The organism is Corynebacterium stationis, from assembly GCF_001941345.1.
In the GTDB taxonomy this organism is placed as follows: Bacteria; Actinomycetota; Actinomycetes; order Mycobacteriales; family Mycobacteriaceae; genus Corynebacterium; species Corynebacterium stationis.
This window is the reverse complement of record NZ_CP009251.1, coordinates 1736224-1758990: the sequence shown is the minus strand read 5'-3', so window position 1 is coordinate 1758990 and position 22767 is coordinate 1736224. Positions and strand designations below refer to the sequence as shown.

Sequence of the window (22767 nt, the reverse complement as noted above, 5' to 3'; positions counted from 1 at the left end):
ACTGGGAGGATAGAGATATGAAACTGTTCAAGAATATCTCAGAGCTGCGCACCGTCTCTGATGCTGGCACCATCAAAGACGCCGCGCTGATAGAAGAAGACGGCATTATCCGCTGGGTCGGCATAGCCACGGACGTGCCTGCTGAATTCGCGGAAGCCGAAACTATCGACTGCGGCAACCGCGCAGTACTTCCTGGCTGGGTGGATTCGCATACGCACATGATTTTCGACGGCAACCGCGCCGAAGAATTCGAAGCGCGGATGGCCGGTGCCGACTACGCTGCCGGTGGCATCGCTGTGACTATGGAAGCGACTCGGTCTGCCGGTGCGCAGCGCTTGGAGAAGCTCCTGGTAGAGCGCATCCAAGCAGGTCACGCCGGTGGCACCACCACCTTCGAAACCAAGACTGGCTACGGGCTAAACACCGAATCGGAGTTGGAGGCCGCGCAAGTGGCAGCTCTTCACGCCGATGACGTGACCTTCTTAGGCGCCCACTTGGTTCCCCCCGGGGCAGACGCGGAAGAATACGTCGATGAAGTCGTCGGCCCCATGTTGGAGCAGGTCGCACCGCATGTGGACTGGATTGACGTCTTTTGTGAACGTGGCGCTTTCAACGAGGCCCAGTCGCGCCGGGTATTAGAGGCCGGTAAGAAAGCTGGCTTGGGACTTCGCGTTCATGGCAATCAGCTTGGCGATGGCCCCGGTGTCCAGCTCGCCGTCGAACTCGGTGCCGCATCTGTTGACCACGTCAACTATCTCACGGATGAGGATGTTTCGGCACTCGCTGGCTCTGGCACGGTAGCGACCATGCTCCCGGCATGTGATCTGTCGACGCGGCAGCCGCTTGTCGATGCCCGCCGGCTTCTCGATGCCGGCGCCACCGTCGCGATTGCCTCGAATCTCAATCCAGGCACAAGTTTCACCTCGTCGATGAATTACTGCGTTACCACTGCGGTGCTGCAGCAATACATGAGCTTGGACGAAGCTATCGAGGCAGCCACCTTAGGCGGTGCGAAAGCGCTGCGCCGCAACGCAGTATCGACCGATGGCGGCAGTGGCAGCGGACTTGACGCAAAGGGCCGTCCTGCCAAAGGCCAGCTGGTTGTTGGCGCGGCATGCGACCTGCATATCCTCGATGCTGTCAACGCGATTAACCTGGCATACCGTCCCGGCATGCCCGCGACCTACCAGACATGGCTGGCGGGAAAGAAGGTCTACAGCAGCCGGTAACCGGCCCCGCGGATGGTTTCAAGACGCTGCGCACCAATCTTTTTGCGCAGCGTCGCAATATACACATCCACCACGTTCGAACCGGGGTCGAAATCAAGACCCCACACTTGGCTTAGTAGCTGCGCGCGGGATAACACCATGCGCGGGTGGCGCATAAAAGTCTCCAACAGGCCAAGCTCGCGACGCGAGAGGTCCTTCCATTTGCCATCGACAAGCACCCGATGTTCGCGAATATCCAAGGTGAGCTCCCCATGGTTTAGGGTGCCGTATTCATTCGCCCCAGTGGCGCCCGTAGGCTCCACTGCAGGTGCTGAGTCTTGCAGGCGCAACCGCACGCGCGCGAGCAACTCCGCGAACTGGAAAGGCTTCGGCATATAATCATTCGCCCCGCCTTCGAGCGCGCGCACCCGATCTTTTAGTGCCGTGCGGGCAGTCAACACAATAACCGGGACATCGACCCCTGCGGCGCGCAGTTTGGTGAGCACATCGGTGCCATCGAGAAGCGGAAGCGACAAGTCCAAAACGACCAGCTGATACGAATTGGACTGCGCCAACCCCAGCGCCAACGCGCCATTATCTGCGATATCGCACGCGTAGCCTTCGGCTTCTAGCCCGCGTTTGATAAAGCTTGCGATGTCTTGGTCATCTTCAACAATTAAAATCCGGCTCATCGTGTCACTGTGCTTTCAATAGGAATTTCAATACCAAACGTCGCACCCTGCGACTTATTCTCTGCCCCCTCCGGGGAGCTGATTATTACCCGGCCACCATGTGCTTGGGCAATGGCTTGGACGATGGAAAGCCCAAGGCCTGCCCCCTTGCTCCCAGAACCGGGCACGGCTTTATTGCCCTGAGGCTGTTCTTTCTTTTCTAATGTCCCGCGGTGAAAACGCTGGAATAGCGCCTCCTGCTGCGATTTTTCGACCCCGGGGCCAAAATCTGTCACGCAAAACCGCGCATGCGTACCGTCAATGCTGCTGGTGATACGAATTGGTGAATCCTGCGGGCTGTACTTTGCAGCATTACGGACGAACTCCAAGACTGCCTCGGTAATGCGCGCCGGGTCGCACGCTATGGTGCCCTCACCAATTCCGACGACTTCCGAGCGACCATTGGTCAACATATGCGCCTTGTCATCGATATCGATGGTCAGCTGCGATAGATCTACTTCCTCAATATTCAAGAAATCAGAATCCGCCGATTCTGCAATCGCCAACGTCAAAAGGTCGTTGACCATGCGCGTCATGCGGTCCAGTTCTGAAATACACAACTCCAAAGATCGTTCGCGTTCTTCAGGCGTTGCCGTATCGAGTAGTTCTAGATTGCCGCGCACAATTGTAATCGGGGTGCGCAGCTCATGCCCCGCATCATCAATGAATTGCCGCTGTGCGCGATAAGCCTCATCGATACGGTCCATCATGTGATTGAAAGTGCGTGCTAGCTGCGCGACTTCGTCATCGCCATGCACCGGCACCCGGGTAGTCAGATTCGACTGCGAGATCCGCTCCGCAACGTGAGCCACCTGGCGCACCGGAGCAATAATACGAGAAGAAATAACCCACGCGATTGCCGCGGCCAAGCTCAGACTAATCAGTCCCAGCCCTGCAAATATAAGTGTTTGCCGATTAAGGTCGGCATAAACCTGCTCGGTAGACACCAAGACCACAACGTAGTCCAAGCCGCTTTCCGATGGCACCGTAATCTTGCCCCAGTGAATTCCATCAGTAATACCTGAACTTTCATCACCTATGACAATGGAGCGCACCATGGGGCTAAAAGCACGCGCATCAACATCTGGGCACGTCAACGAATCTAGCTGCTGGAACACCAAGCGATCATCAATAACGCCAACCAGGACCTCATTGGCCTCCGGTACCTCGTGGCTCAGATAGGTCTCAATCAACTGCGCGCTTGATGCATGCCCTCCCGCAAGGCGTGAATGTGCTTCGACTTCGACAGCTGTTTTCTCTACAGCTTCATTAGCAATATCGTGCACGTCAGCGCGGCGCAAAGAGTCGGTGAAGTAAATCATCGACGCCAGCGCCGCGAACACCACCATGATGATCCACACCATGATGGAGAATCGGAGGGAGACAAAAAGCCTTTTCATGTTAGGTAGGGGACAACTCTCAGCTTTATGCCGACTTAATCGTAATCGTCGTCATCGTCGTCATCGTCCCAATCGTCATCGTCCCAGTCATCATCCCAGTCGTCATCGTCGTCCCAGTCTTGATAGGTCAACGGCACTTGCGGGGTGATGTATGCGGGCTCTTGCTGGATGTCATCAGATACATCGTCGCTATCATCATCGCGTTCCGAGCTAGGAGTAACTGGCGTGGACGGGCTCTGGTGATCGGAGTGCTCTTTGCTTATCGATGGCTCAACCGTCACCGCGGAAGGATCAATCTCCGGCGCAGTGCGCGTATTAGCAATGGCAGAGCCCGCAACAACAAGGGTGCCCATCAAAGCAACGATGCCGGCCAGGGGAGCAAAGCGCTTGACTGGGGAAGCCTTGGACTCTTTCTCAAGCTCGAAAGCGGAAGTGTTCGGGGTGTGTGGTGCCTCGGACATGATAAAAATCTTCTTTCAAAAGTTCTGGTCAAAAAGTATCACGTTTAAACTCCCAGCGGAGGAAGTAAATTCAACATGCTTGGTGGTTGAACACTTATAAGTATGGAAAGCGCATGTGAAAGAGCGATGAGGCAAACATTAGAATTTCTTAATGTTGGTTTAGGCATGCAAGAACCCGGCTGCATCGTTCAAGATAAAAACACAGCGGCCTGCTGAAAGGTGAGCGATGCGCTGAAAGTGATGCGGGTGTGTTTGCCAACACCATCGACAGTTTTGGGGCAATAATAATAGTATTTCTGCTTCACCTAGCGTAAGGTTAAGCGAGCAATGAGCATTACCGATAACGCCACCGGCGGCGAAATGGAGCCGGAAGATAACTTTAACCAGTCGGAATCTCAGGATAAAACGCAAGGTGATGCAGTAGATACTGCACAGGTCACCGGGGCTGCGGATACTTCTGAGGACACCGGCGCTGAGGATAAGAACTCAGCCAACGATAATCCCCAGGGGTTCGCCAATTTAGGTCTTCCTGACAACGTTCAGGACGCCGTAGCCAAGGTTGGATACACAACCCCTTCACCAATTCAAGCTGAAACCATCCCAATTTTGATGGAAGGCCGCGACGTAGTCGGCCTCGCACAAACTGGTACTGGTAAGACGGCCGCTTTCGCGCTGCCAGTCTTGTCCCAAATCGATACCAATGCTCGCCATCCGCAGGCATTGGTGCTGGCTCCAACCCGTGAGCTTGCGCTGCAGGTCGCAGATTCATTCCAGTCATTTGCAAGCCATTTGGGACGCATCGATGTGCTGCCGATTTACGGCGGACAGGCCTACGGCATTCAGCTTTCGGGCCTTCGCCGTGGCGCACAAGTCATCGTGGGTACACCAGGTCGTGTCATTGACCACCTGGAAAAGGGTTCTCTGGATATTTCCCAGCTGCGTTTCCTGGTACTCGACGAAGCAGACGAGATGTTGAACATGGGCTTCCAGGAAGATGTTGAGCGAATCCTCGCTGACACTCCGGAAGAAAAGCAGGTCGCACTGTTCTCGGCAACCATGCCAAACAGTATTCGTCGCCTGTCGAAGAAGTACTTGAACAATCCTGCAGAGGTCACTGTCAAGACTGAACGACGCACGAATGACAACATTAAGCAGCGCTTCTTGTTGACCCCGCACCGCGCAAAGCTCGATGCTTTCACTCGCATCTTGGAAGTAACAGACTACGACGCAATGATCGTGTTCTGCCGCACCAAGCATGAGACTGAAGAAGTTGCAGAAAAGCTTCGCGATGCAGGCTACAACGCCGCAGCCATCAACGGCGATATCGCGCAGAATCAGCGTGAGCGCACCGTTGACCAGCTCAAGGATGGCCGTCTGGACATCCTGGTTGCTACCGACGTTGCAGCACGTGGTCTCGACGTTGACCGCATTACGCACGTGATCAACTTCGATATTCCAAACGACACCGAGTCTTATGTTCACCGCATCGGCCGTACTGGCCGTGCTGGACGTACCGGTGAAGCGATTTTGTTCGTTACTCCTCGTGAGCGCCGTATGCTGCGTTCCATCGAGCGTGTTACCAACGCACGTTTGGAAGAGATGGAGTTGCCAACCGTTGACGAAGTCAACGCAAAGCGCAAGGAAAACTTCGCTAACCAAATCACCGAGGTTCTCGGCGATGGCCAGATGGAACTCTTCCGTGGCCTAGTTCGCAAGTACTCCGAGACCAACAACGTTGCGATGGACGATATCGCTGCTGCATTAGCAGTGAAGCTCCAAGGTGGCGCAGACTTCCTAGTCAAGGACATGCCTGCTCCTAAGCGCGACCGTCGTGACCGTGACCGCTTTGATCGTGATGACCGTGGTGATCGCGGTGGACGCGGACGTGACCGCGACCGTGGTGGCCGTGACCGTTTCGACCGCGACGATCGTGGTGGACGTCATGAGCGCCGCAACGATGGTGACTTTGAGACTTACCGTCTTGACGTTGGTAAGCGCCAAAATGTTCGTCCAGGTGCAATTGTTGGCGCTATCGCCAATGAGGGTGGCCTGTCCGCTAAGGACTTCGGCCGCATCACCATTGCAGTTGGCCACACTTTGGTGGATCTGCCAAAGAAGATGGACCCATCCGTCTTGGATCGTCTGAGCGATACTCGCATCTCCGGTCAGTTGATCAATATCAAGAAGGATACTGGTCGCCCACCTCGTGACCGCGACTTCGATGACCGTGGTGGTCGTGGTGACCGTGGTGGACGCGGCGGCCGTGGCGGACGTGACTTCCGTGGTGGCGACCGTGACCGTGGCGGACGCGGACGCTGGCGCGACTAAAATCGCAGCCTAGCTTTTAATAGCTAAACCGAGAGCTTCGCTCCAGTTTCAAACTGGAGCGAAGCTCTTCTTTTTGTTTTGCTCTTTCGACAGGCCCCGATTCCTAGTCGGCTCCCTCTTGCACTCTTCACCAACACTTGTACTCTTCAAAACCCGTCCCCTTCGCGCTCACGGAAACTTACCTGCTTCCGACTTCGCTGGTTCTGGTGACCGCGAAGCGCACATGGGCGGCATCGGGTGCATGGGAAACCTGGGAAGCAGAGCTTGCCTACCGCAGAGCCCGCCCACAGCAGGACCCAGGTGATGAATCAGATGCCCGCCCAACCGCGGCAATTTTGTGCGAGCTTGGCAGAGCGTACCCTTCGCGCTCACGGAAACTTACCTGCTTCCGACTTCGCTGGTTCTGGTGAGCGCGAAGCGCACATGGGCGGCATGGCAAGCAAGGGAGGCAAAAGATGGATACGTGGTTTTGAAACAATTCGGCGCAAGCTTTGAGCGCGAAGGGGACACGGGTATGAAAACCGTGTGCGGCAACGAAAAATCCTCGCAGCCTAAGACTGCGAGGAGTAATTGATGTGGTGTCGAAGATTAGACAAACATCAACAGTGCGGTGATGATCCACAAAAGGTTGAAGATTCCGCCGAACATCGACAGCTGCTTCTTCGCCTTAGTGAAATCGACAGCGTTGCTGCCAGATTCCAGAGCTTCCAAAGTCTTTTTCTGACGTGGAATGATCACGGCGATGAGCAGAACCCACGCGATGACCGACAGAAGAATCGAGATGTGGAAACGACCCTGGGTACCGAATACGCTCAGGTTGGTGAGGAAGATTGCGATACCTGCAACGGGAACAATTGCGGAGATCGGGCCGTACTGGCTGGTGAGACGGTGCAAAGTGGTTGCAGCGCCGAGTGCTTTGGTGTCACCGTCTTTGGCCTTCATCATTTGGCCCTGGTATGCCGATACAGTGATCATTACTGGGCCCATCAACAGGACTGCAGCCAAAACGTGAATTGCGATAAGTAGTGAAGTCATGGGGGAACTTCGCTGCCTTTCTATTGTTTTATGTACGCCGCCCATTTCGGCCGCGCTCAGTAAAACAGCCTAGTCACCACGGGATTGGAATGCCCAACTGGCATTGCCTTTTCATGGTGCTCAGTGATGCTTCCGATAGTGATAGAGAATATGCAGCAGCTATCGCAGCGAGCCGTTCGGAATACCAACACCTGGCAGCAGGGTGGGGCGGGAGCCATTCGTCGGGCAAGCTGTCAGACTTCGACTGATTCAGCGAGCGAGAAGTTGCGACCAAATTAAGTGGATCGTTGGCGAAGTTCTTTCGGGTTTCATCGTCCCAGGCATAAGCTCCGTGGTCCCATGCTGCAGAGAGCGGAAAGATGTGGTCAACCTCAATGTCTGAGGTCGGGATGTGGGTTTGGCTGTAGGGGTCGAATAGCTCAGCGCTTTCCGATGCACAGTCGGTGGCAGCCGCCGACTGACTAAAGATGACGTGCTGGCGGGTATTGCATGTGCTTCCGAGCGGGACAGCCCAGTCATTTCCGAATTCAGAGCGGTCATAGCCTAAAACTTTGTGCCGCATGTCGATGGCTTCTACCTGTTGCAGTGAGTGTCTGAGTTGGGGAAGTCCTTCCTGACTAAAAGGGTGAAGGCGGGGGAGGAACATAGACAACGCGAAGAGCAGCGTTGTGATGGACAAGATAATAAGGAATATATTTCTCAAAAGAGCGACAAATGCTGCTTTGCGGGCGAGTGCAGCTGCGTCTTCAAAGGTGCTGGGTGTGTCTGAGGTGGAGATTTTTCGGGCACGGCTGGTGGGCGTGGTAAAGACGGTGACGCGATAGGGCTGGGAGTTAGGAATGGATGTTGGGGCATGCGGACTTCTCCTAGGATTTCCCATGACAATTTAGACTGCTAGGCCCCACGCGAAGTTCCGTACGGGGCCGGAAAACCCCGGCGTACCCTTCGCGCTCAACGAAAGGAGGCTTCTTGGCAGGCGCATAATTGTGGTGAGCGCGAAGGGGATATGGTGGGGATTTTTCAGGAAACAAGCCGGAATAAAGGCGTCAGAAGAAACGAAGCCCTCCGCCGCACCATCAGGCGCGAGGGAAGGCTTGAAGTAAAGCAGAAGACTTGAGGTTAGACCTTGTCGGCTGCTTCTTCGAAGTCGAGGTCTTCGTCTTCAGCAGCCATGTGTGCAAGCTTGGCTGCGCGATCGAATTCTTCTTGGACCTCAGCTGCAGGTTCCTTGGTCATCAGGGTGACAATAACTGCAACGATGACGTGGGCAATGAAGCCTGGAACGATTTCGTAGATCAGGGAGGAAGTCGCTGGGACCATGCCCCAGACCATGGAAACCACAGCACCGGTGACCATACCGGCGATAGCACCCTTGGAGTTGAGACGCTTCCAGTACAGAGCCAACAGAACCAGTGGGCCGAAGGCGGAGCCGAAGCCTGCCCAAGCGAAGCCAACCAGACCCAGGATGGAGTCGGATGGGTTAATCGCAAGGACACCACCGATAACGGCGATGACAAGAACTGCGCCACGGGACAGGCTGATCAGAGTCTTCTCGCCGAGCTCCTTGTTGGTGACCATCTTCCACAGGTCCTCAATGAGGGAGGAGGAAACGATCAGCAGCTGAGAAGACATGGTGGACATGATTGCTGCCAGAACAGCGGTCAGAACCAGGCCAGCAACAAGTGGGTGGAACATAACCTGAGCCATGTCCAAGAAGATGGTTTCGAAGGACTCTTGGTCAGTGATGGAGTAGTCGTTCTGGGTAAAGAAGACCGTACCGATGATGGCGGTAAATACCGCACCTGTGACGGAGAGGAACATCCAGGAGATGCCGTATGCGCGGCCGGCCTTGGCATCGGAAGCCTTACGCATCGCCATGAAGCGGACGATGATGTGTGGCTGGCCAAAGTAGCCCAAGCCCCATGCAGCGTTACCGATGATGGCTGCAGCCGAAACACCGGCGATCATGTTGAAGTAGTTCGGGTTCTCAATTCCGGTGGTGCCATAAGGATTCTCAGCGGCGAAGGAGAAGATTTCTGATGGGTTATCCAAAGAAACCAGCGCCATGATTGGAACGATGAGCAGGGCAGTGAACATCATCAAGCCCTGAACAACGTCGGTGTAGGACACTGCCAAGAAGCCGCCTACTAAGGTGTAGATGACGGTGACAGCGGAGACAATGAGCAAGCCGGTCAAGTAGTCACCATTGAACGTGGACTCAAAGTAGCGGCCGCCTGCCACCATGCCGGAGGAGACATAGAAGGTGAAGAAGAAAATAATGATGATTGCGGCGATAACGCGTAGTGCACGGGAGTTATCGCGAAGGCGGTTCTCAAAGAAGGATGGAACCGTAATCGAGTTGCCGGCAATTTCCGAGTAGGAGCGCAGTCGCGGCGCAACCCACTTCCAGTTCGCCCAAGCACCTACAGTCAGGCCAATGGCAATCCACAATTCAGACATACCGGTGAGGAACAGTGCACCAGGCAGACCCATGAGCAGCCAGCCGGACATATCTGATGCGCCCGCCGACATAGCTGCGACGAATGGGTGCAAGCCACGTCCACCTAGGACGTAGTCGTCATACTTATCGGTTTTCTTGTAGCTCCAAAAGCCGATGGCAAGCATGACTGCCAGATAAATGACAATGGCAATCACGTACCACGTTGATTGACTCATAATGGTCTCCTTAGACCTGTCGAAATGTGTTGGTTAAGCCAGTAATTCAAAAATTTGATCAAATCCGCAGGTCACCGTACAGCGCGGTTCACGGAACAGGGTTACCTTAACGAGCAAAAGTGTTGCGCCCAACTTTTCTCTTGGCAATACACAGAAAAAACCAAGCTAGGTTTTGCCATAACCTTGCAACTTACTGCGGTTATAACGGAAGTGTAACGATTGACTGTGTAATGCGAATAAAAGTAGCCCTCGTCAATCCAAGTGGCTGAAAGTGACTTGTGGCACAAGTTAATCACAGTGGATCTGAGAAAGCGTTCTTACCGGGGATAATGTCGCCGAAAAGATATGCGTTAAGAATCCAAGGCTGAGTAAAACTACCAACTGCTCTATACTGGCGCTTATGGCTTCTTACCTTATTCACGGACTTTGGCTGCCCGTTTCAGGCTTGAGTTTGTGGATTGAACAGGTGGATGGGCACAGGATTGTCACCCCCCAGGCGGTGCCGGAGGGGACTTTTCCGGAGGCCGTCGACAAGCTGCTGGAGAAGAAATCATTTCGCACCCGCTCTCGGGTTTATCTGCGAACGCCTAAAGGTAAAAATGTTGAGCTGATGGCTCCAATGGCACGCTTTGGGCCTGCCGATGCAGTCCTCGCACTTTCACAATTGGCGTACCTGGACGATGAAGAACAGCGTGGGGTAGTACCGGCGGAACAACGCGCAGCGATTGCGCCGGACCTGCTGTGGATTATCCGTGCTTATAGGGGGCTCAACCGCTTTGCGCGGGCGGGACGTGTGACCATTCGATTGAGCTATCAAGCCGGTGAATGGTACCCCATGTGGCAACTGGCCAACGGCTTGGGCGAGCGCGGATGGTTAGCAGAGTTGGTTGCTGCGGCGCCGGGGATACTGACTATTAATAACCGTTCGTTGTCGGAGGATCTTGCAGATGATCTAACCCACTGGATTGTTTATACACAGTTGGCCGATTTGATGCAGGCGCCCAGGCCTTATCCGTGGCATGAGTTTGCCAAAGCTTTGTTGCAGACCACACCTATTGCGCGTGGCAGGGCGCAGCTATTGCGTGGGTTAAATGAATGGAAAGACTCTATTAATGCCGTCGATTTGGGCATGGTCTTTATCGTTGAAGAACCTTTTGAAACAGAGACGGAAGTAGACGATTCTCCGTCGGCGCCTAAGTCATCGGAAAGCGCGCTTTGGCCTGTGCGCGTGTGTGTGCGGTCTGGTGCGGATTCACCGCGGCCAGTTAAAGAAGGCCGCATCGACCGCAGCAGCATGGAAAAGATCAAAGAGTCCCGCCGCCGCGCGATTAGCATTAGCCCAAGGCTAGACCCGAGTAGTTCACGCACTCCGGCGTATTTTGATGAGGGCGCGGGTGATTGGGATGTCTATCTCGACACCACGGCTTTGGTGGAATTTGTCAGCGAGGACGCAGCGGCGCTGAAGGCCGCTGGATACACGGTCATGTTGCCGAAGGCATGGACGCAGATGGCTGCCTCGGCCAAATTGGTGACTAAGGAAATCAGTGGGGATTCCCCGCTGCAAAAGAAGCTCGGCATGGATCAGCTGGTCGAGTATGACTGGAAGCTTTCCGTCGGTGACATGGAGCTGTCCGAGGAGGAGATGCAGCAGCTGGTTAATTCTAAGACCGGGCTGATTCGCCTGCGCGGCGAGTGGGTGATGGCTGACCGCACGGCGCTGGGCAAAATCACCGAATATATGGAGCAGCTCGCTGCGAATTCGAAGACTCGGATGCGCAAGGAGCTAGATGCGCTGGCACGCGAAGCAGAACGCATGCGCATGTTGGAAGAACCAGGCTGGCAGGACAAGGTCGCCGAGGTTGAGCGCAAGCTTGAAGAATTCAATAGCGCGTTGGAAGAAGACGACGCCGATTTTGGAGTGGCCACCATGGCGGAGCTGCGTGAGCTGGCTTTGGAAGCCATGGCTCAAGAACCCATTGAGTTTACTGGCTCGCAGTGGCATTCCTCGATGCTCGGGGGAATGGAAACGCCTGCTCCGACGCGGGTGGATATCCCGGATACTGTGCATGCTGAGCTGCGTGAATATCAACGCCGCGGCGTGGACTGGCTGTACTGGATGTCGAAAAATAACGTCGGAGCAGTGCTTGCCGATGACATGGGCTTGGGTAAAACGTTGCAGCTTCTAGCGTTGCTCGCGGTAGAAAGAGCTCGTGGTGAGGCCAAAGGTCCGACTCTGGTTGTCGCGCCAACGTCGGTGGTGGGGAACTGGGCGCGCGAAGCGCATAGATTCGTACCTGATTTAAAGGTCATGGTTCACCATGGTGCGAACCGTGCGAAAGACCGCGAGCTTATTGAGCAAGCGGAAAAACATGACCTGGTGGTAACAAGCTATGGCACGATTAGCCGGGACTTTAAAGTTCTCGGCATGGTGGAATGGGATCGCGTGGTGCTGGATGAGGCGCAGGCGATTAAGAATGCATCGACACGCTCATCGAAAGCCGTGAGAAGCCTAGCCTCCCGACACCGCATTGCGCTGACCGGTACGCCGGTGGAAAACCGCTTGTCTGAAATGCGTTCCATCTTGGATTTCTGTAACCCCGGGGTGCTTGGTTCAGCGACATTCTTCCGCAACCACTTTGCTTCTGCCATTGAGAAATACCAGGACGAAGACATGGCGGAGCGCCTGCGCAAACTCACCGCGCCCTTTATTTTGCGCAGACTCAAGACCGATACGGCGATTATCGACGACTTGCCAGAAAAGACCGAAGAAATCCTCACGGTCACGATGACTTCTGAACAGGCAGCGTTATATAAGGCCTTGGTGGATGATATCCAGTTGCGGATGGAGACTGCGCCGAAAGGAATGGCACTTCGTGGGCTCGTGCTTGCTTCGCTTACCCGCATCAAGCAGATTTGTAACCACCCGGCTCATTACTTAGGCGATGGTTCTTCGGTGACCTCGAAGGGCAAGCATCGCTCGGGCAAGGTGGAAAAGCTCATGGAGATTTTGGACTCTGCCGTCACCCATGATGAGCGCGTGCTGATTTTTACCCAGTACAAGGCCTTTGGCGATATTTTGCAGCCTTATCTTTCAGCGCAATTGGGCTCGAAGATTCCATTTTTGCACGGTGGAGTTTCCAAAAATCGCCGCGACGATATGGTCACGGAATTTCAAGCTGCCGATGGCCCACCAGCGATGATCTTATCGCTCAAAGCCGGCGGTACAGGTTTGAACCTCACTGCCGCCAATGTCGTGGTGCACATGGACCGCTGGTGGAACCCCGCGGTAGAAAACCAAGCAACGGACCGCGCATTCCGTATCGGCCAGAGCAAAAATGTGCAGGTGTATAAGATGATTACAGCCGGTACGCTAGAAGAATCTATCCAGGATATTTTGGATGGCAAGACCCAATTAGCTGGCGCTGTCGTCGGTGAAGGCGAAGGCTGGATCACGGAATTGGCCCCAGAACAGTTAGCACAGTTGATGAGTTATCGAGAGAGGGAGAGTTAAACCATGTCACCTCGAGATACTCCTAACAAAGGCAAGCGCAAGGGGCCGAAAGAGCGCGCCAAAGGTGTACCAGGCCGCGGGGAAGACGATAACGTCACCTACGTCAACTTTGGCAAGCGCCGCAGGGTAGACACGGAAGAAGAAACGCTGCGTGACGATGCCCATCCGTCGAAGTTCGCACGCCCCGCGCAGCCTGAGTCACAGGACCCAGACCCAGAATTTAGTCCTGAAAGCTTCCGCGAGGCTATTGAAAAGACTGCGGTTGAGTATCACAACCGTCAGCAAACTCGCTGGTCTAAGCGCATTACATCGGATAAGCCGCGCGATAGCATTTTTAACCCGGCTGCTGAGCGCGTCATGAAATTTGTGACCACCACAACCGACTCGGGCCGGTTGGCACGCGGGCGGAAGTATGCGCGCGCCGGGCATGTTGTTGACTTGGATTTGCGAGTGGGCGCGGTCCATGGCCAAGTGGCTGGCTCACAGAATCAACCTTTCTCCGTGCTTATTCAACTTCCATATCGCGACAAGGATGATATTGAGAAAGTCACGGGCATGCTTGCCCGCAGTGCTAACTCCATTCGTCGCGCAATCCGTGGTGATGTGGCGCCGGAAGTGCTGGATATCTTGCTTGCTCCCTCGGCTGATGATGTGAAAATGAGCTGCGATTGCCCAGATTATGGGCACGTGTGTAAGCACGTGGTCGCAGTGGCGGACCGTCTTGCCGCGCGTATCGATGCCGATCCGCTGCAGCTATTTGCCCTGCGCGGGCTAAATATTCACGCACTAGAAACCATGGTGATGGAGTCCGCGCAGAAAGTAGCGCGGGAGTCCGCTGCAGAGCTTAGCGATGACTTAGGCGATGAAGACACGACTCAAATGCCAGGGCCATCGACATCTGATGGCAGTGCCGATGGCTCCAATAAGGCCGAGGGATCATCGACAGCCGCGAGCAAAGCTCGTGCCGTTAGCAATGAACTATTTTGGAATGGCCGCAGCTTGCCCGATATGCCGGAGCCGAAAGTTGCACCGGCTATCGATGACTCCGATCCCGAGCTATTACGCAAAGCGATGCGTGCGGTGTCCCACACCAATGTGGACTTGCTGCGTGCCGTGAGCGATGTGGAAGACCTCTACCATTTCCTAACCGAGAAGAATAACTAAAGCTGCTGCTCACGCGCTATGTCTGGGCGGCATGCTAGAACAGTGACATGACGAAAACGACGTTTATTCATACTTCAGATTTCCAACTTGGAATGCAGCGCTGGTTTTTAACTGGTGAAGCACAAGCACGCTTTGATGATGCGAGGCTGGAATCTATCAAGCGCCTAGGTGAGTTGGCGATTAGTAGTGGTGCAGAATTTATCGTCGTTGCCGGAGACGTTTTTGAACGTAACTCTTTATCCAGCCAAGTCACTGGGCGCGCACGGGAGGCATTAGAAAACCTTCCCGTGCCCGTTTTTCTGCTGCCAGGAAACCATGATCCACTCATTGCTGACTCGGTATTTTTCACTGCGCTAAACAAGGAAACTGCGCCAGACGTTCACGTCATCTCCGACACGGAACCTTTCGTACTGCGCGAAGGCGTGGAAATTGTGGGGGCACCGTTTAAAGCGCGTACTGCAGCTTATGACCTAGTCGCCGATATGCTCGCGCCTTTAGAATCGACAGAAAATATCCGCGTAGCTATAGGCCATGGACAAATCCACGGGTGGGGTGATGCGGAAAAGCTGGATGCTATTGATCTCAAAAACGTCGAAGACAATATCAATAATGGCGTCATCGACTACCTAGCTTTAGGTGATACCCATTCCACCATGGAGCTGGGGAGTACCGGGTCGGTGTGGTTTTCAGGCTCTCCGGAAACAACTGATTTCAAACACCTGCCAGACGGCGGTGGTGAGTCCGACTCCGGAAACGCTTTAGTTGTAACCATCGAAAAGAACTCAGCTTCCGATGTTGAGGTAAGCGTGGTCAAGGAAGCAATTGGGCAGTGGGTCTTTGAATCCATTTCCATGGATATCAACAGTGAAGAAGATGTCGAGCGCTTTGTCCAACAGCTTCAGAATTATCCCGATAAACACCGCACCGTAATCAAATACGGCCTGCGTGGAACCATCAACTTGGCGGCGCAGACGAAGTTAGACTCTGCGATTGCACAACTAGAGCCAGTGTTTGCCTCCCTCAAACCTCGCCAGCGCGTGATGGACTTGCACCTGGCTCCAGAAGACGACGAGCTGGCAAGCCTGTCTTTAACGGGCTTTGCGGCCAGCGCACTTAATGAGCTGATGGAAAATATCCAAAGCGACCCGAAATCTGTCTCCCGCGACGCAGCGAACCTACTTTTCCGTTTGACTCGAAAGGATGCTTCTTAAAAATGCGAATTCATTTCATCGAGCTGAAGAACTTCCGCGGGATTGAGCAGCTGAAGATTGAAGAAATCTCAGACACTGGTGTCACGGTTATTCACGGGCGCAATGAGGCCGGCAAGACCACAATCTTGAAAGCCATCGAGGCTTTATTCAATTATAAATTCAGCAGTAAAGCCGCCGGCGTTAAATCATTGCAAACCGTCAACGCTGATGTCAGCCCAGAAGCGGCAATGGAATTTAGCGTTGGGCCTTACCACTTGAAATTGTCTAAGCAGTGGCTGCGGCAAGCCTCCGCGCTTTTAGAAGTGCTGTCTCCAGGGCACGAGACCTATAAGGGGGAAGAGGCAGAGACTCAGCTCAATGAGATTTTGAACCGACATCTGGATCGTAATCTCTTTGATGCGATGTTTTTGAACCAAGATGACCTGCATGAAGGCATTAAGGCAGCGGGTATCTCCAGCGTTGCGGGTGTATTGAGTAATCAAACCGGCGAAGAATCCGCTCACGGTGAAGACGCCGAAGCCGCAACCGAATTGATGAAGCAAGTAGATAGCACTTATGAGCGCTATTTTTCCTTAAAGACGGGTGCGGAAGCGAAAGAGCTACGCGCAGCGCGCACTGAGCACGCTGAGGCTGAACAAGAACTGCACGAGGCAACGCAAGCACTTAAGGCTTTGGCGGAATTCGTGGAGCGTTACGAACAAGCGCAGCATAAAGAACGCGAGGCTGAAGAAAACCTACCTGCTGCGCGAAAAGAAGTAGAAGAACACCAGCAAGAGATCAAGGCGATTGAAGGCTTGCAGCAGGCTGTCGATGCGCGCGTGACCGAAGAAAAACTCGCGCGCGCAAGTTTGGACCAGGCGCGCATAAAGCTCGAAGAGCGCCAGAAGATTCGTGAGGGTCTAGCAGCCGCATTGAAAAATGTGGAGGAAACCAACGCCAGCGTCGAATTAGCGAAGCAGAAAGCAGAGGCCGAAAAGCAGGAAGTCACAAAGCTTTCTGAGGCACGCGATAATGCGCAGCAACACTACGATCAAGCACGGGAGCGGACTAAAGCCTCTCGTGCCAAGCTAGATGACCTCCAGCAACAATTGAAGGTGCATCAGCTGCGCTTGAAGTCTGCGACTGTGGAAGAGCACGCCGAAAAACTCACGGGGATCAGTACTGACCTGGAAAAATTTGGGCTAGCTGTTTCTGACGCTGATGTAAAAAAGATTGAAAAACTAGAACAAGACCTTGAACTTGAACGCCGACTGCGTGAAGCGTCTGTTGCCAAGTTGGTTTTGAGCGCGCAAAGCCCACAACACATTGTCGTCAATGACGACGAGTTGGAAGTCTCTGGCGCCGGTCGCAGCGTTGAATTAACCGAAGGCCTAACGCTGCAAATCGGTGAGGTCACCGCGGTCTATGAACCTGGTGCAGGTTCTAGCTCCGGTCAGGAGCTAGATAGCAAGATCGATAAGCTCACGGAGCAACTGCGTAGCGAACTCGAAAAGTTCGGTTGTGAGAATACTGACGAGCTTCGCGAACAGCGGGATCGATATAAAGACCTGCTTTCCCAACGCCAGCAGCTAGAAGTAGAAATTGAAAGACTGCTCGATGGTGAAGCGCTAGAGCAGCTGCGGGTGCGTGTGGCAGCGTTAGGAGAGACCAGCGAATCTCAAGATGCAGAGGTTCCTGATGCCGATGCCATCGACAAAGCACAGGCGGAGATTGATCTTGCGGTTGAGGCTGAAGAAAAGGCAGACCGTGATCTTTCTTCTGCCCGAGCAACGTTGCAACCGTGGGAGGAACAACCAGCCCGTTTGGCGTTAATTAAGGTACAGACTGAAGCCGAACAGGCGCTTAAACAACATGAGCGACTGGACAATGAGGCGAAGAAGATTGCCGAAGAATTATCTGATGCAGCCCTCGAGGATCAGTTCCAGAAAGCCGAAGCACAGTTAGAACAACGCAGTGGTGAAGTACAGACTGCGCGCGAAGCATTAGATGCAGCTAACCCGGAGCTCGCAAAGAGCTTGGCAGAAGGTGCGCAAGCAAAGCTTCAGAATCTAGAAGCGCAACTACGTGACGCACAGGATGCCCAAAAGTCTTTGAGTGGGCATATCCAGATGCAAACTGGTGTGGCAGAACGCGTTGAAAAGGCGGAAGCCGCAGAAGAGCTTGCGCGCAATATTTTGCAGTCGGTGGAACACCGTGCCCAGGCTGTCAAGCATTTGCGAGAAGTGTTGCTTCGTCATCAACGCCAAGCACGTGAGCGCTACGCTGCGCCTTTTGCACAACAGCTGGGTCAACTGGCTGGCCGTGTTTTCAACGGGCAGGTGCAATTCCATCTCAATGATGACCTAGTCGTCGAAAAGCGCACCCTGGATGGGGTGACCGTCGGGCTGCAAGAACTCTCCGGCGGGGCGAAAGAACAAATGGCCATTCTGACGCGCTTCGCCATCGCACAACTATTGTCCAAAGACGGTGAGCAAGGCGCACCGGTGGTAGTCGATGATGCATTGGGCAGTACGGATGCCCATCGCATCCAGCTGATGGCTACCTTGTTTGCAGAAGTAGCCAAACAATCGCAGGTCATTGTCTTTACCTGTGAGCCTTCGCGCTATGACCGCGTTCCGAATAGCACCTTGTTAGATATCGACCAACTTAAGGCTTCTACACCCATAGGATAAAGTATTAGGTCTGAAAGCAGTCCCTATTAATTCCGCACCAGTTCCGCAAGCTCCTGTTAAACCGCTTATGTGCGGCCACGTTGGACAAGGTGCGTTGGGGCTTCAAATAGTCATACCTATCAACCTTTCGATTAGATTAAGGTAAGTTATTTCCTATGAATGAACAGCCGCGGTGGTTAGAAGACGACGAGCAAGAGCTTTGGCAGTTAATCCTGGCCGCGACTCGAAAGCTAGATCGAGGTATGGAAAACACCCTGCAAGCCGGCGGAGAGCTTTCGATGCCAGAGTTTGCAGTGTTGGCGACGTTATCGGATGCGCAAGACACCCAAATGCGCCTGCGCGAGCTATGCAACTATCTAGAGTGGGACCGCTCGAGGACTTCCCACCAGGTCACCCGCATGGAGCGTCGCGGCTTGGTCACTAAGTGCAAAAGCGAAGGTGACGCCCGAGGTGTCATGGTGAAATTAACCGATGAGGGCGCACGACGCCTGGAAGCTTCCGCGCCTGATCACGTGGAATCAGTACGTCGATTGGTCTTTGACCATCTAAAACCAGAAGATATTCCATCTTTGCGTCGCTTCCTGCAAGGCATCGTAGACGTAAATAACGTCCCTGGCTACGGAGAATGCTAAAGCCCTAGCTTTAACGGCGGCGCTAACCGCTTATAATCTCGGGGTAAGGGTTCAGGAAATATCGGTGGAATCTCAGGGTAGATCCCTGATGTATTTACTGCGCCGAATGCGTTTAATGATGGGTGTAGAGAAAAACACATACCCCATCAGGAGAAGGGAACTTCGATGTCGAACCAATACAACCAGTACTCCGAACAGCCAGCCTACCGTCGCGGTCTGCACCGCTCGGCAACCAATAAGTACGTCGGCGGTGTCCTCGGCGGTGTGGCGGAAACGTACAACATCGACGCCACCTTGGTCCGCGTTCTCTTCTTGCTGTCTTTCTTCCTGCCAGGTCCACAGCTGCTGCTGTACTTGGTCTTGTGGGTAGTAATTCCTCCGGCTAAGTAAGTCCGGTTAAATAGGGTCTTAGCGTTTACCTCAACCCGAAGTTTGTAAAGGGTGCAAGGTAGAATCGCACCTATGATGAGCCAAGAGCTATTTGAACGCCCAGAAAAGCAATATGAAAAGTACTCCATTGTTGCTTTTCCGAAGCAGTCGAAAATTATCGGCGACCCTGAATCTTTTGAAAACGCTGAACCTACGCCCGAACAAGAAGCGGCGATGGAATCGATTCTTGATGCGCACCCAGAATCCGCGTTGACTTTCGATGAAACCACTGGACTGTGGATTGCCGGCGAAGAAGATAACATCGAAGCGATGTTTAGTGACCGAGATGCATTTGTAGATGCTTTGGAGTCAGATGATGCCTCCGTGCGAGTGACTGAATCCGATTAGGTAATTCGGGCTACACGTTAATGGGGGAGTATCGATTATAAAAGTTAGATTTAAGCCCAGACCTGTTATGATGGTTGAAGTTAAATAGCGCTCAGGTGAGTCGGAGGATTAAGAATGTCTGAAATTACACGTCACGATACCGATGTGGAAGAAGCAAAGGCTCGTGATGCCCAGGACGGTATTGTCCGTGAAGTTCTCGCATGGGTTCCAGCAGTAGTGGCAATGACCGTGGGTATCTTCGGTTTGCTCTACGGCATGTGGTGGCTCGAGACTTCCTACTAATACGCTTTCAGCGCATTTTCTTATTATCCCAGTGCATATGCACTGGGATTTTTGGATCCTCGGTGTTTTCGGTTTGGTGCGTCGTGGCGCGTCGTCCTCGGGGACAGATTGTAGCTCGCGCATGGGCTCTGTAGAGAATAGAAGAGCTAACTACCTTCTGAAACAGAAAGTAGTTAGCTTAAGAAATTTTGTGTCCCCGACAGGGATCGAACCTGCGACCTTCGGTACCGGAAACCGATGCTCTAATCCGCTGAGCTACGGAGACAAAGACACCATTGCCTGAAATCAAGCAACGGTGTAATTCTAGCCTATTGGCTTCATGCTTTGGAAACCGACCCTCTATTAACTAGTGCAGGCCCGGCGCTGAGTTCACAGAAGTGGTACCGGTGCGCAGGTAGTCGACGACAATGTCATCGACAACTTCGTTGCCGGCAGCAACGTGGCCGTGGCCAGGACCGTGCACGGTAACCACGTGGGAGTTCATCTGACGTGCCATCTCACCGTGGTAGCGGTATGGCGTCTGTGGGTCGCCGGTGGCGTTAATCTGCAGCGGGCGAACTTCCAGACCGGAGCCGTTCAAGGTTGGGTTCTTGGTGATTGGCCCGCGGCCGTTGCAGGCCGCACCCGAGGCGAAGATTGCAGGTGGGGCAGTGAAGACATCGCCAACGACGTAGTTCGACCACACATAAGCTGGCAGCGCAGCGTAGTCGGCGGGCACGGTGTTCTCATTACAGATAACCAGGTTCTGGAAAGACTGGCCTTGCAGCAATTGCGCCTGCTGTTGCTGAAGTTCTTCAGTGGAAAGCTCAGCTGCAGTTTCATCAAGACGCTCGGTGCCGTTGATGTGCTTTGCCAGAGCATCCCATTCGGTAGCCATTGGAATCAGACCGCGAGTTAAGCTCAAGGTCACGGAGAAGGTTTGGTTAGCCCCCGGGTTTAGAGCAGAATCGCGGAGGTTCTCTGCCTGCACGCGCAGCGGTCCGGTGGCAGTCATGATGTCTGCGCCTGGCTGGCCTGCGAATTCAAGCCCTGGAGGTAAGTCACCAATTTTGGCTTTAGGCGGCAGGGCGGTTGGGCGCACGCCAGCTTCGCGGGCAACAACGCGTGACCAGCGCTCATAGACTGCCAGTGGGGTAGTGCCCATCTTGTAGGTGGCGTTATTTTCTGCGACCCAGCCAAAGAAGTCATGCAGGGCATTGTGGTAGCCAGCTTCTTGGGAAGCCAGGATGCCATTCCACGCAGCCGATGGCTTCATCGCGGAGTCCAAGACCACGCGGTCAGTGTGCTCTGGGTACAAGGTAGCGTACGTCGAGCCCAAGAAGGTTCCGTAGCTTAGACCCATGACAGAGAGCTTTTCTTCGCCGAGAGCTTGGCGTACCATTTCCCAGTCACGGGCGGTGTTCTCAGTAGTCAAAGAATTGGTGTAGCCAGGGGTAGACTTCTCGCAAGAATTGCGGATATAAGCACCCATATTCACCATGGCGTCAAACATATTTCCGCCAGGCGCGGTACATTCTACCGGCGTTGAGCCAGGCAAACCGCGAGGTTGCACGCCGACGAAGTCCCACTCTTGGCGGATTTCTTCCGGCCACGCAAATGCTTGATCGTTAGCAGCATAGAGGTAGGCGTCGCCGCCTGGGCCGCCAGGATTGCCGAAGAGAATTCCACGCTTAGCGGATTGGTCAAGTGCCTTGACACGAACGAATCCGACGCTGATATTTCCAGCAGACGGATTCGAGTAATAGGTAGGCACGTCGATGCGGCCACATTCGGCGTTATCGAGGTTGACCTGTGCAGGACATTCTTCCCATGTAATAGCAGGGGATGAGTCTTGGGCTTGGGCCGCAACAGGCGGCGCGAGCATCGCGACCGCCGCGGTAGCGGCTGCGATAACTAAGCGTGGGGCTTTCACGAAAAGGTCTCCTCAATACTTTTAAGTCTCGCTTAACAACGTATAAATATTTCCGTTGCAAAGCCTAGCAGCAACCTGATTGCCGTGTCGGGATTTTTTAAGGTTGCTGTGGAGGAAGACCCACGCTAAAAGCGCATTACTTTACGATGACCACGATCAAATCCCGGGGACCGTGAACGCCCTCGACACGCGAGAGCTCAATATCGGAGGTTGCCGAAGGACCAGAAACCAAGGTCGCTGGACGCTCCGGATTAATCCGGCTGACCATCTCTGGAACGCCGTAGACAATATCTTCGCTGCGAACGATGCAGATATGGCGGTCCGGCACCAAAGTAAGCGCACGGCGGCCATCGGTTGGTCCAGATTCCAGAACAATGGTGCCGGTTTGGGCACAAGACACCGTCGATTCAGTAACCACAGCGTCAATGACGTCGAGCTCACGCGGATCAACAGATTCATGATCGGCAGCTGCTTCGCCGGAAAAATCAGCAAAGAGTTGGGAATCCATGCCGGGAGCGTAACGGATGGTGCGACAGGATCGCTCATCCAAAATCCCAAGAATCGTCGCTGCTAGCTCTGATTCCTCACAGAGGTGAACGTCCGCCTTGTAGTCCTCAAGTCGGTCGATGAGCACTTCACGCAGCTCTTCTGGGTCGGTGGTGCCGCTGACGAGGTAGTTGCGCGGAGGGTTGACAAACTCCGGAAGCTTCGCGGATTTCTGCGCCGAACGAATGCGGGCCAGAATCTCAGTCTTGGCAGAAGCCATG

The 22767-nt window shown here is 54.0% G+C and carries 19 protein-coding genes and 1 tRNA gene; 11 read left to right on the top strand and 9 right to left on the bottom strand.

Going from position 1 to position 22767, the window contains the following annotated elements; all coding sequences use genetic code 11:
- Positions 1–17: 17 nt before the first annotated feature.
- Complete coding sequence (locus CSTAT_RS08125; RefSeq protein WP_075723055.1) at positions 18–1229, top strand: amidohydrolase family protein; 1212 nt, start codon at positions 18–20, stop codon at positions 1227–1229.
- On the opposite strand, the gene CSTAT_RS08120 is transcribed toward CSTAT_RS08125, so the two are convergent.
- Genes CSTAT_RS08120 through CSTAT_RS08110 form a run of 3 tightly spaced genes read right to left on the bottom strand, consistent with a single transcriptional unit; the run spans position 1214 to position 3800 of the window.
- Positions 1214–1900: a response regulator transcription factor gene (locus CSTAT_RS08120; protein ID WP_075723054.1), complete on the bottom strand. Its 687-nt coding sequence runs from the start codon at positions 1898–1900 to the stop codon at positions 1214–1216. The genes CSTAT_RS08125 and CSTAT_RS08120 overlap by 16 nt on opposite strands.
- Entirely contained in the window at positions 1897–3339 is a 1443-nt protein-coding gene (locus CSTAT_RS08115) for a sensor histidine kinase (protein ID WP_075723053.1), read from the bottom strand. Before CSTAT_RS08115 ends, CSTAT_RS08120 begins: the two co-directional genes overlap by 4 nt.
- A gap of 35 nt (positions 3340–3374) precedes the next feature.
- Positions 3375–3800 carry a hypothetical protein gene (locus tag CSTAT_RS08110; protein WP_083640774.1) on the bottom strand — a complete coding sequence of 142 codons (426 nt, stop codon included), beginning with the start codon at positions 3798–3800 and terminating at the stop codon, positions 3375–3377.
- Between the two features lie 327 nt (positions 3801–4127).
- Here CSTAT_RS08110 and CSTAT_RS08105 point away from each other — a divergent pair, with 327 nt between their 5' ends.
- Together CSTAT_RS08105 and CSTAT_RS13465 are read left to right on the top strand one after the other, a co-directional pair.
- Positions 4128–6128, top strand: coding sequence for a DEAD/DEAH box helicase (locus tag CSTAT_RS08105; protein ID WP_075723052.1), 2001 nt, complete (start codon positions 4128–4130; stop codon positions 6126–6128).
- 137 nt (positions 6129–6265) lie between these two features.
- Positions 6266–6538, top strand: coding sequence for a hypothetical protein (locus CSTAT_RS13465; RefSeq protein WP_156845105.1), 273 nt, complete (start codon positions 6266–6268; stop codon positions 6536–6538).
- Positions 6539–6716: 178 nt separating this feature from the next.
- Here the strand turns inward: CSTAT_RS13465 and CSTAT_RS08095 are convergent, their stop codons facing one another.
- The 3 genes from CSTAT_RS08095 to putP form a co-directional block, all read right to left on the bottom strand.
- Positions 6717–7163 carry a DUF2269 domain-containing protein gene (locus CSTAT_RS08095; protein WP_075723050.1) on the bottom strand — a complete coding sequence of 149 codons (447 nt, stop codon included), beginning with the start codon at positions 7161–7163 and terminating at the stop codon, positions 6717–6719.
- 73 nt (positions 7164–7236) lie between these two features.
- Positions 7237–7725, bottom strand: a complete 489-nt coding sequence (locus CSTAT_RS13815) for an HNH endonuclease family protein (RefSeq protein ID WP_244892808.1) — start codon at positions 7723–7725, stop codon at positions 7237–7239.
- A gap of 557 nt (positions 7726–8282) precedes the next feature.
- Positions 8283–9839, bottom strand: coding sequence for a sodium/proline symporter PutP (gene putP, locus CSTAT_RS08085; protein WP_066794796.1), 1557 nt, complete (start codon positions 9837–9839; stop codon positions 8283–8285).
- A 400-nt stretch (positions 9840–10239) separates the two neighbouring features.
- Between putP and CSTAT_RS08080 the strand changes: the two genes are divergently transcribed.
- The 8 genes from CSTAT_RS08080 (at position 10240) to CSTAT_RS13600 (ending at position 20088) form a co-directional block, all read left to right on the top strand.
- A complete protein-coding gene (locus CSTAT_RS08080; RefSeq protein WP_075723049.1) occupies positions 10240–13350 on the top strand; it encodes a DEAD/DEAH box helicase in 3111 nt (1036 codons plus the stop codon).
- Between the two features lie 357 nt (positions 13351–13707).
- Positions 13708–14514: an SWIM zinc finger family protein gene (locus CSTAT_RS08075; protein WP_156845154.1), complete on the top strand. Its 807-nt coding sequence runs from the start codon at positions 13708–13710 to the stop codon at positions 14512–14514.
- A 47-nt stretch (positions 14515–14561) separates the two neighbouring features.
- Entirely contained in the window at positions 14562–15725 is a 1164-nt protein-coding gene (locus tag CSTAT_RS08070; RefSeq protein ID WP_075723047.1) for a metallophosphoesterase family protein, read from the top strand.
- Positions 15726–15727: 2 nt separating this feature from the next.
- Positions 15728–18397, top strand: a complete 2670-nt coding sequence (locus tag CSTAT_RS08065; RefSeq protein WP_075723046.1) for an AAA family ATPase — start codon at positions 15728–15730, stop codon at positions 18395–18397.
- A 155-nt stretch (positions 18398–18552) separates the two neighbouring features.
- Positions 18553–19029: a MarR family winged helix-turn-helix transcriptional regulator gene (locus CSTAT_RS08060; protein WP_066837244.1), complete on the top strand. Its 477-nt coding sequence runs from the start codon at positions 18553–18555 to the stop codon at positions 19027–19029.
- A gap of 165 nt (positions 19030–19194) precedes the next feature.
- Positions 19195–19419 (top strand): PspC domain-containing protein, encoded by a 225-nt coding sequence (locus CSTAT_RS08055; RefSeq protein ID WP_066794781.1) that lies wholly within the window; start codon positions 19195–19197, stop codon positions 19417–19419.
- Positions 19420–19491: 72 nt separating this feature from the next.
- On the top strand, positions 19492–19806 hold the full coding sequence (locus CSTAT_RS08050) for a molecular chaperone GrpE (protein WP_066837238.1): 315 nt from the start codon (positions 19492–19494) through the stop codon (positions 19804–19806).
- A gap of 114 nt (positions 19807–19920) precedes the next feature.
- Positions 19921–20088 (top strand): hypothetical protein, encoded by a 168-nt coding sequence (locus tag CSTAT_RS13600; RefSeq protein ID WP_168970021.1) that lies wholly within the window; start codon positions 19921–19923, stop codon positions 20086–20088.
- 191 nt (positions 20089–20279) lie between these two features.
- Here CSTAT_RS13600 and CSTAT_RS08045 read toward each other — a convergent pair.
- From CSTAT_RS08045 to CSTAT_RS08035, 3 genes are all read right to left on the bottom strand, one after another.
- A tRNA-Arg gene (locus tag CSTAT_RS08045) sits at positions 20280–20353 on the bottom strand.
- 81 nt (positions 20354–20434) lie between these two features.
- On the bottom strand, positions 20435–21952 hold the full coding sequence (locus tag CSTAT_RS08040; protein WP_075723862.1) for an alpha/beta hydrolase: 1518 nt from the start codon (positions 21950–21952) through the stop codon (positions 20435–20437).
- A gap of 184 nt (positions 21953–22136) precedes the next feature.
- Complete coding sequence (locus CSTAT_RS08035; RefSeq protein WP_075723045.1) at positions 22137–22766, bottom strand: LutC/YkgG family protein; 630 nt, start codon at positions 22764–22766, stop codon at positions 22137–22139.
- Position 22767: the final 1 nt, after the last annotated feature.